The sequence below is a fragment of the Clostridium sp. J1101437_171009_A5 genome, assembly GCF_015547905.1.
GTDB lineage: Bacteria > Bacillota > Clostridia > Oscillospirales > Oscillospiraceae > Pseudoflavonifractor_A > Pseudoflavonifractor_A gallinarum.
Genome location: NZ_JADMVY010000001.1, coordinates 1 through 12416, shown reverse-complemented (window position 1 = coordinate 12416; position 12416 = coordinate 1). Strand labels below are relative to the sequence as shown.

Sequence of the window (12416 nt, the reverse complement as noted above, 5' to 3'; positions counted from 1 at the left end):
CCGCCCGTTGTGTCGGGCGACCCGTATTTTTGCGGGTTTGAATCCATTGGAATTATTGGATTCTGACCTTTAACACAATTATCGGCGGTACGCGTGTTAAAGTCAAGAAAAATGCGAAATTTTAACACATGTGGAGGAACAACCGATGAAGATATATGACTATAAAGGGCGCAAAAATCTTTGCGGAAACCGCGTAAAAGAAGCCCGCGCACGCCTAAAAATCACGCAAGAGGACCTTGCGGCCCGGTTACAGGTGGAGGGAATCACGATGGAGCGGGACAGCGTAAGCCGAATTGAAATTGGAACGCGTTTTGTGACAGATTATGAACTTGTCGTTCTCGCAAGGGTCCTAAACGTGTCTTTGGAATGGCTGACAGAGCAGAACGAAAAATAAATACTTGCGTGAGTATGAAACAAATGCTATAATATGACCACAACGGCGGAGGAAACCCCGCAAGAACAAGGGAGAACGAAAGAAACCCGCCCGGATTGGGCGGGTTTCTTTGCTTTGTGGAGGTTGTGGCATGGGACACGTATTTAGCCATTTATCAAAAACAGACCGCTATAAAATTGAAGCCCTCTTGAATCAGGGGCATACAAAGCGGGAAATTGCGGACGAATTGCACGTGCATATCAGCACGATTTACCGCGAAATCAAACGCGCTCGCTGGCAGTATTTGGACGGTGATACATGGATTACAGAAGATCGCTATAACCCGGACGGGGCGGAAAAGAGATACCGCGAAAACCTCGCCGCAAAAGGCGCACCGCTGAAAATCGGGCGCGACTTTGAGCTTGCGGAATACATAGAACGAAAGATTATCGTGGAAGATCGTTCGCCCGCCGCGGCCCTTGCCGAAATCAGGTTGGAGGGGCGGACGTTCAAAACCTCGATTTGCGTAAGCACGCTTTACAGTTACATTACAAAGGGCGTTTTCCTGTCCCTGACCAACAGCAATTTGCCGGAGAAATCGAAGCGAAAGCGAGAATACAAGAAAGTTAAAAAGACCGGAAAGCGTGCGTCGTATGGAAAAAATATCGAAAAACGCCCGGATGAAGTGGACCAGAGAAGCACTTTCGGGCATTGGGAGGGCGACACAGTTTACAGTAAAAAAGACGGGTCAAAAGCCCTGTTTGTGCTGACAGAGCGTTTGACCCGATGGGAAATCATTACAAGAATCAAAGACCGGACGGCGGCAAGTGTTGTAAAGGCAATGGACCGCATAGAACGGAAATTCGGTGCGGACCTTTTCGCAAAGGCATTCAAGACGATCACATTCGACAACGGCGGGGAGTTCTCCGACGTGAAGAGGTTGGAACGGTCCGTGGTGCGAAAGGGAAAGCGGAGGACAGCGGCTTACTACTGCCACCCGTATTCATCGTATGAACGCGGGTCAAATGAGTGCCAGAACAAAATGATTCGCCGGAAGTTTCCGAAAGGAACCGATTTCGGAAAAGTGTCCGTGGCGGAGATCGAGGCGGCGGAAGCATGGATGAACAATTATCCGCGTGAAATATTGGGATGGAAAACGGCTGAAATCTGTTTTCGGGAGTGTATTGCCGCCCTCGCCTGATGCCCTAAAAATAAATTTTTATATTTTTTTCGCATTTACTATTGACATTTCCGGTAATATCTTTTACTGAGGACGAGAATGAGATCATATGCAAATTCATCCCGCCGCTTGAAAATGAAGTAACGATTCCAGAAAAAACTAAGAATCTAAACCAATACTGGCGAATTAAAATGCTAGATATTCTTGAACAGATGTATCCAAAAAAAGAGTACATTGATATAGAACTACTTGGTGTTGACCTTCTAGATGATTTGGGCATAGAGCCGTTAGATTACAAACTTCGTATGCATAAAGATAGGAGATACAACTCTTGGGTCTCCGAAGTCAACGGATGGGTTAAGATCAGAATAGATTATACCCAACGCCCGGAATCTTGGGGGCAGTATGTGGCAGAAGTCGATGAAATCCGAACAGATGTTAACGAATTGATTGAGCAAACGATAAGGTTGATAGATGATATTTATAAAAAAGGAAGATTTACCAAAGAAAGGTGGAAGCGAATTGAAGATCAGGTCGGTGTATTTAGGAGGCACACCTTCGCTGAAAATCATCTTCCGGTTTCTGCGGTAGATCCATATTGCCTCTACTCAGAGGGGAAAAATAATATACCTGCATCTGAATATTTTCCGATGCGACAGTTGCTTTCCGTCGAAAAATACAAGCGTTTTAGGAAATATTTTAATGAGGTATATTCTTCTTTGGACAGCTTTTATAATCAGTTTGCTGAGGTTCTTTTGGTTCGAATCCAAAAACAAGATATATCATCAATTAAGAATCCAAGGCTAGCTATGTTTAATCTCTATTCTGCTGCCAAAGCTTTTTTCAGTTTTTGTTATGAGTATGATTCACTGTTTTTAGAATACAGCGGCCTGAGTACATCTTTTAAGCAGGAAGAAGCAGAAAATTTTCTCACATTATTGAATGTTTGGCGTCATGTTCTTGATAATCCTCCCAAAGGACAAGCAATAGCTTATGAGTCTAAATTGCGGTATCGTAAAAGCAAGACATTTTTTCAAGATGCCCTTGCCAGAATACCCGGTACAATAGAGGGAACACTTTTCGTAACTGACCATCATGCATATATTGCTAAAGATTACAGCATTGATGAGAACAATCCGATTGAAAAAGAGTATGCAAGTCTAGTCTACGAATTGAGAAGTGTGTTTCAAAGTGCCGTGTTGCCATCTAGCGATAGATGGTATTGCGAAACACAGCCTATAGAACTAGCATACATCCCTGTAATTTCCGGCTCGTATTCACCTACAGCGTTTTCTATTCCTTTTTATAGACTTTTTGACTCTGATGTTTCGGCCCTTGAAAAAACGATGTTGCCATGCGAAATAGAACCTGAAGTCAAAGAAAAATTCTTCACTAAAACAGATGTACTCACATGGATTGCCGCCATGCAAAAAGTTCAAGAAATCAAACTTTATATTAAACGATTCCAACAAATTATTCAGATTGAGCCCAGCGAAAACTGCATTGGTGTATTAGCATTGTTTTGCGAAAAAACAGAAGAAAAAATTCAAAACTTATGGGCCGAGTTCACTGTGTGTGAGAATATTGTAGATGAACTTATCACAGATGCTGACAAGCAAATTCTTGAAATGATAGAGGCAATCAAAACATTTTGTAGTTGTGGCGATGACATAATTGACCGTATCAGGCGTAAGAGTAACACAGAAGAGGTCATTCACATAATTGATACTATTTCCGCCTTTATGTTGCTGTTACAACCGTTAGTATCAAATATGGAAGTTCGCTAAAACGCAGTTAAAAGAAGTTATCCAGTATCTAAATCTTTTTTTCCTCGTTCTCATTGTCAATATGGGTGGTGAGTACAAATTCGTACTTGCCACCCGTTATTTTTGCTAGCTGCACCCTAATCCCATGGCCTTTTTCGGGCGGATACATCTCCAGGTTCAAACATCCACCTATCACGATCCTAAAGCGAAGAGATAAGCGCTGTCTGCAGATCCGCCATCTACTGTTCAAGTAGGACCAGATCCTCTGATGTTATCGGGCAGATCAGGATGATGGGGGCATTTGCGATTTACTGAGGTAGGAATCGAACTTTATGTCTAAGGGTTTGGGACTATCCCAACAAACAATTTTGTGTTTAGGGGCAGGGGTTCCCTAAAGCAAAAATTCGCAAGTGAGGCCACACTTGCTGTGCTTGCTCTGTTTTCTTCTCCTCCCGTTTACCTCTTGCTTACATGATAATTTCAAGGGAATAAAGTTGGCTTTCTCCATGATAAATTCATATTTGCGTGATATATTCAGCAAAGAGGTGATTCGATTTGAGAAAAATCTTGATTATAGAAGATGAGCCGGATATTCAGGAACTTTTGGCTGCATATCTTCGAGATGCCGGTTACGAAATAGTGATTGCGGGAGATGGTGTGGAGGCGCTGGCCCAATTTCAACAAGGTGCATTTGACATGATCCTTTTGGATCTGATGCTACCTAAAATTGACGGGTTTGGTGTGTGCGAATTGATACGCCGGGAGTCCAGTGTGCCGATTCTGATGCTCACCGCGCTGGACGGTGAACAAGAGCAGCTGCGTGGATTCCAGATGGAAATTGACGATTATGTGACAAAACCATTTTCTATGCCTATCTTACTGCAAAAAATCCGTGCAATTCTTCGTCGCACCGCAGGAGGCATGGAAAATAACAAATGCTTGCATTACCGTGATCTAACTTTGGATTTAGACGGAATGGAGGCTGTTCTGGCAGGACGATCTTTGGATTTAACAACCCGGGAATTTGAATTGCTCCAGGCGTTGATTTCCAGTCCGGGGAGGGTGTTCACCCGTGAAGTTCTGCTGGCCAAGTTGTGGGGCTACGACTTCTTTGGGGACGAGCGTGTGGTGGATAGTCACATTAAAAACCTACGGCACAAGATGGGTACTGACTATATCGAAACTGTAAGAGGGGTGGGGTATCGTGCTGCGAAAGAAAATCCGTGAAAGTTTGACAGTCCGTATTTTTCTGATAACGGCCCTCATTCTGCTAGGGGCAGGAGCTATTACTTTTGGGCTGATTGCCTGGGCAACCCCCAGTACCTATACCGCTGTGATCAATGATGATTTGACCAAACAGGTAAATGCGCTGGTGGAAAAACTGGCGGACACCACACTGGAGGATTGTGGGTCGGTACTGGATGCCTTTCTCAGGGACTCTGGAGCAGATGCGATGCTGGTGGGCCCCGACGAGCAAATTGTCAATACCGGCTCCCAGTTTGCACTTCAATCGATCTATGAGGACACTGGCAAAATGACTACGGCAGCGGACATCGGTTCCACGGTTACTTATACCACCGACCGCTTAGATACAGAAGATTCTGTAACTGTCACCATGTCTGAGCAGGCTACCATTACGGCTGATGTGCGCTTTCTTAACCAGTCGGATTCCTACACGCTTTATGTGACACCTCGGCTGAAGGCAGAAAATCTGGCGGTACAGGCGCTGATTCAAATGGCTCCTTGGCTGCTGCTACTTTTACTGATCTTCTCCCTGCTGTGTGCGCTGGTCTACTCCAGATATATCACCCGCCCCATTGTCCGGCTGAGCGGGATCGCTGGGAAAATGGCCGATTTAGATTTTGGATGGACCTGTGAGGAGACCAGGCAGGACGAGATTGGGAATTTGGGCCGTAGCCTAAACCAAATGGCACAAAAGTTGTCCGGTGCCCTCTGCGATCTAAAGGCATCCAATGAGGCGCTCCGGGGAGAAATGGAGCAGGAGCGGGAAATGGATCGCCAACGCATGGCCTTTTTCTCTGCCGCATCCCATGAACTAAAAACTCCTGTTACCATTCTGAAAGGCCAGTTGTCCGGTATGCTGGATGGAGTGGATGTCTATCAGGATCGAGAAAAATACCTGGCCCGTTCTCTTCAGGTAACCGCCCGGATGGAAAATCTGATTCAAGAAATCCTGACCATCTCACGGGTAGAGGCTCATGGCGGCGCGTTTGTTCAAGAACTGGTGGACATTTCTGAAATAGCAAAACGGCAGTTGGAATTGGATACAGATTTGATACAACAAAGAAATCTGAGGGTAACCGTTGATCTGTGTCCTGGGCTGACAGTAAAAGGAGAACCCTCAATGCTGGCAAAAGCCATTGGCAATCTGATCTCCAATGCGGCGCTTTACTCTCCAGAGGGCGGAGAAATCCGTATTTGGTCTGGCCTTCAGCAAGATACCCCTGCCCTGACAATCGAAAATACTGGCGTCCATATTGGGACTGAGGCTTTGCCGCATCTGTTTGAGGCTTTTTACCGGGAGGAACAATCCCGCAACCGGCGCACGGGCGGCAGTGGTCTGGGGCTCTATCTAGTACGGATCATCCTGGAGCAGCATCGAGCAAATTGCCGGATCGAAAATACGGAGGATGGCGTTCAGGCTACAGTCAGTTTTAATCCTCCCAAGTAACATACAGTGAAGAAAGCGTGCATCTGATTTTCCATCAGATGCACGCTTTCTTCATATAAAACACAAATTGGCTTCAAGTCCTCTCCATACAGGCTCGGTATCCTATGGATGAAATCCAAAAAGAAAGGATACCAACCCATGCAAATTGAACTTCAAGACCTGAATATGACCTATCCCAACGGAAAACAGGCCCTGCAACATTTGAACCTTGCGCTGAAGGCTCCCAGCCTGATCGGATTGTTGGGGCCAAATGGCGCGGGCAAGTCCACACTGATGAAACTGCTGGTGGCAGCTCTCATGCCTACGGGCGGCGCGATCCTGGTGGATGGGCAGCCTCTCGCAAAGACAGAGCATATGTTGAAGTCCAAACTTGGCTATCTGCCCCAGGACTTTGGCCTGTTTGACGAACTGACGGTGGCACAATTTTTAGACTACATGGCCGCTCTCAAAGGGCTTCATGATTCCCAAAAGACTATTCAAGAAGTGATCCGAGCTGTCAATCTGGAGGAGAAGGCTAAGGCAAAAATCCGTACACTCTCCGGCGGTCAGCGTCAGCGGGTTGGAATTGCCCAGGTTCTACTGGGCAATCCGCCTTTTCTTATCTTTGACGAGCCTACAGTTGGACTTGACCCGGAGGAGCGCATCCATTTCCGAAACCTGTTTTCCCGCACAGCCCAGGATCGGCTGGTACTGCTCTCAACCCACATTATTGAAGATGTACAGTCGGTATGCAATCAAATTGTTGTGATTGATCATGGCAAGGTGCTGTTTACCGGCACACCCGAAGAACTGATCCAAACTGCTGTGGGCCATGTGGGAGCATTTTGGGAACGGGATGCCAAGCAGGAGCAGGGACTCCATATCACAGCGCGGGTCAACACCAGTCAAGGGATTCGTTGCCGTGCGGTTGCTGACAGACTTCCAACCTATGCCAAAGTGGAAGAACCATCCCTGGAGGACGCTTATCTCTATTTGATTTCCAGGGAGGCTGCCCAATGAAAACACTCTGCCTATTTCCTCTGGAATTGCGTCGGCTTTTCCAAAGTCGGCTTACCTGGCTGATCGTCGGTCTGACCGTGCTCTCGCCTGCGGTGGGTCTAATCCTCTACAAACCGGCTACCGCCAGCACAATGCTCTCCATGTATCTCGCCAACCCCGCTATCGCCGGAGGTGTTGTGGGCGGCATCCTATTCGGTCTGCTGTCTGTCTTTGAGTCGGACCGGGCCGCCCGGAGTCGTGTGGATGTCCTGATGGATGCGGCAGTTTCCCCTCTGACGATGGCATTAGTACGCCTTTTGGCTCTGTTGGCAGCGTCGGTGGTGACCGTGGCCGTTACGATGCTGGTTTGGCTCCCCATCAGTGCGGGGCTGATCGGTTCGGTCTTTGGCGGTGTGGATTATATCTTAGCCTACCTGCTCCTTATGGGGTTGTCCTTGCCGATGTCTATTCTGGCCGCAGCATCCGCCTATCAGTTCACACGACGGGTGGATCTTTCCTTGGTGCTGTTTGCCGCATTTGCGGCACTGAGCCTGACGGTGTGGGCAGACAACTGGCAGTTGTGCTGGTTAAACCCCTGCGTGTGGGCCCTGTCGGATGATTTTTCAAACTTCCGCATCTTCCGCTCGGTGGCCTGGATGCGTCTGACCTGGCTGGCAGCGTTGTCCGGGGTCTGGACGGTTTCTTATCTCTGCATCCGACAGTACGGCAAGGGCGTGTTTGGCTCTTTGTCCCGGAACGTACGGCGGGTCTATCGCCCCATCATCGCCCTGGCGCTACTGGCCTGCTCCGGCACGGCATACGCCGCCCAGCCCCTGGTAGACAGCAGCAATCCGGATCAGATGGCCATGACCTTTTACGAGATCCCCTATGTGGAGGGGGTGGTCTGCACCGGGCGCAGTGCCCAGGTATTCCCGGATACATCTGTCGGCTCCGTTACCGGTACGGCGTCCTATCAATTTCAGAACACATCCGATCAGGAGCAGAATGTGGCTTTCGGCATTAATCCCGGCTATACCATCTCAAATGTGCAGGCCAACGGTGTGAACGTTCCTTTCTCGGTGAGCGACTATCAAGAATACAATGAGGCTATGCTGGAGGTGACGATTCCCGCCGTGGAACAGGTGGAGCTGACCATGGAGTATAGCGGATTCCCCCAGGAGAGTTACAATATGTCCACCATGCAGGGCAGCACGGAAATCAGCTCTGAGTACCTGTGCCTGGAAAACTCCGTCCTCTCGCCCCGTCTGATGAATGTTCTGCCGGGGGAGAACGGCTACCCTACTACCATTGAAATCACCCTGCCGGAGGTCATGATAGCCATTCCTTTCAACTCCAGCGAGGCGGAGGTCATCGCGGAAAATGAGGATGGAACGAAGACCTGGCGCTATGAGGCCAACAGTGCTGGCGGGATTCTGTATGCCGGCGACTATGTCCGGGAGGACATTGAGGCCGGCGGCATGACCATCGAATTTTACTATGGCCGCAAACATCAGGCTGTCATGGAGTCCGCCGGGGCGGTGGATGCGGTCAAATCTGTGGTGGATTACTGTACCGAGCATTATGGCCTGTTGTCTTTCGGTACCGGCGAAACGCTTAAGCTCATCCAGAGCCGAGTGGCCGGTGGTGGCTACGCCACAGACGGGGCCAGCCTGTTGGATGAAGCGGATTTCACTGCTGACAACCTGGGCGACGCCAGCAAAGGCGGTGGTGCCGGTGAAGTCATGATTCACGAGTTGGTTCACCAATGGTGGGGCCTGGGCAATATGTTTGACACTTCCGATCCAACAAGTCCCTGGTCGGCCGAGGGCCTAACCGTCTACACCACCTACCGCATTGTCAAGGAATTGTACGGGGAGGACTACGCCCGGGAGCACTATGTAGACCAGTGGCAGAAGGCGGTGGATGACTACTATCTGGACTTTTATGTGCGCAATCCTGACTATCTGGCAAACCTGCCGGAGGACAAGCAGTTGGAGATCACGGGCAATCTGACCTATGTACGACAATACTGCGAGATGCCGCTGAAGATCTTAAAAGCAGAGCAGCTGGTGGGCGGCGAGGAGTCTATGGATCAAATCCTTAACAGCCTGTTCAATCGGGAACTGGACCCCATGTATCCCTACCTGACCTATCAGAAATTTTTGGACGCCTGCGGGCTTACGGAGGAGGATTTGAGCCTTGATTAAGATATTTCAATATGAGTGCAAACGCTTGCTGTGGAACAAGTTTTTCTTTGGCCTTTTGCTGGTCATCTTGTTCTATGGATGGCAAGTATTGAACAGCGTGACCATTCTTGGGGTGTCCCACACCGCACCCTTTTCTCCCTGGAGTTTTGGGGATTACCTGAGTCGGATGATCCAGCTGCTGTGGATCGGGGTGCTGTTCTTTCTCACCTTCTTTACCTCCGGCAAGGCCCGGCGTGTGACCGTCCTCACCGATGCTACGCCAGTGGCCCCAGGACGGTATGCCCTGGCCCGGTGCGCCGCCGCTTTGGTGGGGACAGGACTTCTGGCTCTGGTCTGTCTGATCGAGGCCGCCGTTTTTTATGGCCGGTATTTCGACTGGTATGGGTGGGACGAGTTGGCTCTGCCCACCTTGGTTACGCTGATTCCCCCGCTGATGCTTGCCCTTGGCAGCGGCTGGCTACTGGGCAGGATTCGCTCCTATCTGATCTACGCCTGGATACTGGTACCCTTTGTGCTGATGGTTTTGCCGCTGCCAGAATTTCTTGGCCTGTTGAACGGAAGTATTTTTACGGATCGTCCTTTGACCTTTGACATTCTTGATCCTACATTCTCTTTACCCATTGGAACCATTGTTACGCAATGTGTTCTGTTCCTCATAGGAATAGCCCTCCTAATGATATGTCCCTTAAATCATAAAATCCGATGAAACTGCCGGACGACGGCAAAAGAAAAAAAGCCGTCGTACAGCAGCCCTTTTCCTATGCCCAATCGAATAAACGGCGGTTTTGAGAAATCAAGGCCGCCGTTTTTCTTTGCACCGACAGCTCACACGGCGGCACAGAAGGAGGATGCCGCCATGCTGCGCCGGATGCTGTTTCCGCCTGATCTGACAAGGGCTAGCCGCTCAAAAAAAGCCCGTTCCATTCGGCGGAGAGGTCCGGCCATGAGTATGAACTATACCATGTAAATAAACTTCATATCACTTTCCATTGTGCCCGGTGGGTCTGTGACCTGCCGGGCGCTTTTTGTCGTTTCCTGCGGTCGGGCTGGCTGGCCGTTACTTTTCTCAAATTTTCTTCAAAAAGGAGGCGCTTAGCGGGCAGAACACGCTCTCGCAGGATTGGTAGTAGCGGAAAGGGAGAGAACCACCTGATCCCCCCCACGGAAAGGGGGTGAAACTGATGGAATCTAACCCCCGCGACTATGGCGAGCAATGCCGGTTTGATGCTTTTTGCAAGAAGGTATTGCGAAATGAGGCCAGGGCCTACCTGCGGAACATGAAGCGCCAAAGAGAGCGTGAAGCCTTCTTTAGTGACCTGTCCCAGGCGGAACTGGACAAGCTCTGCGTCGTGGATCGTTACCCCAGCGACAGCATTGTATTCTCGTCGCACGGCTACGATCTACATATCGACAACGAGCTTGTGGCCGAGGCTTTCTCCGCTTTGCCGCAGATGGAGCAGAGTATTTTGATTTTGCACTGCACCCTGGGCCTGGCAGATGGTGAGATCGGCAATCTCGTTGGGATGTCCCGGAGCGCCGTTCAGCGGCACCGGACAAAGGCGCTGCAGAAGCTGCGCGAAGCATTGTCGGCGCTGGTGCCGAAAGGAGGCTGAGGAAGATGACAGAGCCCATCCACAAGGGAAAGGACCTGCCGCCCGTTTGGGTGATCCACGCGGCCTCCGGCGGTGACAGCGAGGCCATGGAGCAAGTGCTGCGGTACTACGACGACTATATGAGCCGCCTGTGTACTTGCACCCTCTATGACAAGGACGGAACCCCTCATGTGTGCGTGGATACCCACATGAAGCGCTGTCTGGAAATCCGACTGATTCGGGCTATCGTTCGGAAATAACTGCACCAGCCCAAGTGTCGGCGGACGGTTTCCCCTTTCTGCGCCCGTCGACAACTTGGGCTGGATTCATTTTTCTATACGAGAGGAAAGGACAACAATCTATGAAAGAGAAACCTGCATCCCAGGATGTCCCGAAGCAAAACCAAGTACAACTTGAACAAATGACATATCGCTTCGGCAACAGGGCGTTTGTTGTAGAGTCTGTTTTCAAAGAGGAAAGCCCGGATACCCTGGGCAGCGTCCTTCTTCGATTGATGAAGGCCGAACATGAGAAATGATAAACTCTCCATACTCGGCTGACACGGGCAGAGGGCGGCGGTATAATTGTATTGGGAATACAAGATATGCACTGTTCGGCTGTCCGGAAAGGAGGAGTTATGAGACAGTCGAATCATAAAAAATCCCGTGACATGACCGCTTTCCTCTATGAGCGGCTTTCCCGCGATGACAACCTGGAGGGCGAGAGTTACAGCATCGGCAACCATGATGTAATGTATAGAGGGTGGATTACACCAAAAAACATTACATCATGACTGGCGGCTCATTTGTGGCGAATGAAAAGACAGTTATGATAAAGGAGGGATGCCTTCAAACCTACCGTAACTGTCAACCACATTCCCACGAAAGGAGCCTTGTATGGAACTGACTTACAGCAAATGCGGCGACTATCTCATTCCCGATCTTGTGTTATCGGACACCAAAGAGTACCATATCGGGAAATATGGTCGGTTGCGCCGTGCCTACTTAAAAGAACACCGGCCTATTCTGTATACCGATCTCATTATCACCGAAAAGCTGTTTCCCCACTTGGAGGAAATCGACACCGCCTGCCGGGAGCGGCTGGAAATCATTGAAAAAGCCATGATGCAGCAAGAGGACGTCACAGAAGCCCTGAAAGCTGCCGACCAGATGGCATGGGTGCGCTCCATGAACTCCATCCACAACAGAGCCGAGGAAATTGTCCTGGCGGAGCTGGTTTACTGTTGCGGGAGGGAACACCATGATTTTAGAAACCATGTATAATGGAGAGTTTTATCCCTGTGAAACGGTAGTGCCCACGTCCCCGGAATACCGCAAGGCGGTCCAAACCTGTGCAGAGCTGATGGATCAGTTATCCCAGCGGCTCAGCAAAGAGGACTATGCTCTGGTGGAGGAACTCCGGGCGCAGAACGCTATTGCCCAATGCGAGGAAAGTGAGAGCCATTTCAAGTATGGCTTTTCGGCGGGGATGATTGTCCAGCAGGAAGCCCATGAACAGCTGCAAAACAAGAAATAAAGCAATGGCCGAAAAAAAGCCCACGCAGCCGGCAAGATAACCGGAGGCGTGGGCTTTCTGTGTATATGGTTATTCTGTCAGATCATCCGAAG

14 protein-coding genes are annotated in these 12416 nt (G+C 49.6%); all 14 read left to right on the top strand.

Annotation, left to right across the window (positions count from 1 at the left end; all coding sequences use genetic code 11):
• Window positions 1-145: 145 nt before the first annotated feature.
• The 14 genes from I2C21_RS00070 to I2C21_RS00005 all read left to right on the top strand — a co-directional run bounded on the left by I2C21_RS00070 (window position 146) and on the right by I2C21_RS00005 (window position 12324).
• Entirely contained in the window at window positions 146-394 is a 249-nt protein-coding gene (locus tag I2C21_RS00070; protein WP_148337877.1) for a helix-turn-helix domain-containing protein, read from the top strand.
• A 130-nt stretch (window positions 395-524) separates the two neighbouring features.
• Entirely contained in the window at window positions 525-1574 is a 1050-nt protein-coding gene (locus I2C21_RS00065) for an IS30 family transposase (RefSeq protein ID WP_148337879.1), read from the top strand.
• Window positions 1575-1744: 170 nt separating this feature from the next.
• Entirely contained in the window at window positions 1745-3340 is a 1596-nt protein-coding gene (locus I2C21_RS00060) for a hypothetical protein (RefSeq protein WP_195278187.1), read from the top strand.
• A gap of 534 nt (window positions 3341-3874) precedes the next feature.
• The gene (locus tag I2C21_RS00055; RefSeq protein ID WP_193538129.1) at window positions 3875-4546 is read left to right on the top strand and encodes a response regulator transcription factor; all 672 of its coding nucleotides are present in this window, start codon (window positions 3875-3877) and stop codon (window positions 4544-4546) included.
• A complete protein-coding gene (locus tag I2C21_RS00050; protein ID WP_195278186.1) occupies window positions 4524-6011 on the top strand; it encodes a sensor histidine kinase in 1488 nt (495 codons plus the stop codon). Before I2C21_RS00055 ends, I2C21_RS00050 begins: the two co-directional genes overlap by 23 nt.
• A gap of 138 nt (window positions 6012-6149) precedes the next feature.
• A complete protein-coding gene (locus I2C21_RS00045) occupies window positions 6150-7010 on the top strand; it encodes an ATP-binding cassette domain-containing protein (RefSeq protein WP_195278185.1) in 861 nt (286 codons plus the stop codon).
• Complete coding sequence (locus I2C21_RS00040) at window positions 7007-9196, top strand: hypothetical protein (protein ID WP_195278184.1); 2190 nt, start codon at window positions 7007-7009, stop codon at window positions 9194-9196. The genes I2C21_RS00045 and I2C21_RS00040 overlap by 4 nt, the downstream gene beginning before the upstream one ends.
• A complete protein-coding gene (locus I2C21_RS00035) occupies window positions 9189-9902 on the top strand; it encodes a hypothetical protein (RefSeq protein ID WP_195278183.1) in 714 nt (237 codons plus the stop codon). Before I2C21_RS00040 ends, I2C21_RS00035 begins: the two co-directional genes overlap by 8 nt.
• Window positions 9903-10377: 475 nt before the next feature.
• Window positions 10378-10809, top strand: a complete 432-nt coding sequence (locus I2C21_RS00030; RefSeq protein ID WP_195278488.1) for a sigma-70 family RNA polymerase sigma factor — start codon at window positions 10378-10380, stop codon at window positions 10807-10809.
• A gap of 5 nt (window positions 10810-10814) precedes the next feature.
• Entirely contained in the window at window positions 10815-11048 is a 234-nt protein-coding gene (locus I2C21_RS00025) for a helix-turn-helix domain-containing protein (protein WP_195278182.1), read from the top strand.
• Between the two features lie 101 nt (window positions 11049-11149).
• Window positions 11150-11326 carry a hypothetical protein gene (locus I2C21_RS00020; protein WP_195278181.1) on the top strand — a complete coding sequence of 59 codons (177 nt, stop codon included), beginning with the start codon at window positions 11150-11152 and terminating at the stop codon, window positions 11324-11326.
• 99 nt (window positions 11327-11425) lie between these two features.
• Window positions 11426-11581: a hypothetical protein gene (locus I2C21_RS00015; protein WP_195278180.1), complete on the top strand. Its 156-nt coding sequence runs from the start codon at window positions 11426-11428 to the stop codon at window positions 11579-11581.
• Between the two features lie 103 nt (window positions 11582-11684).
• On the top strand, window positions 11685-12071 hold the full coding sequence (locus tag I2C21_RS00010) for a TnpV protein (protein ID WP_195278179.1): 387 nt from the start codon (window positions 11685-11687) through the stop codon (window positions 12069-12071).
• Complete coding sequence (locus I2C21_RS00005) at window positions 12049-12324, top strand: DUF6809 family protein (protein WP_195278178.1); 276 nt, start codon at window positions 12049-12051, stop codon at window positions 12322-12324. The genes I2C21_RS00010 and I2C21_RS00005 overlap by 23 nt, the downstream gene beginning before the upstream one ends.
• Window positions 12325-12416: the final 92 nt, after the last annotated feature.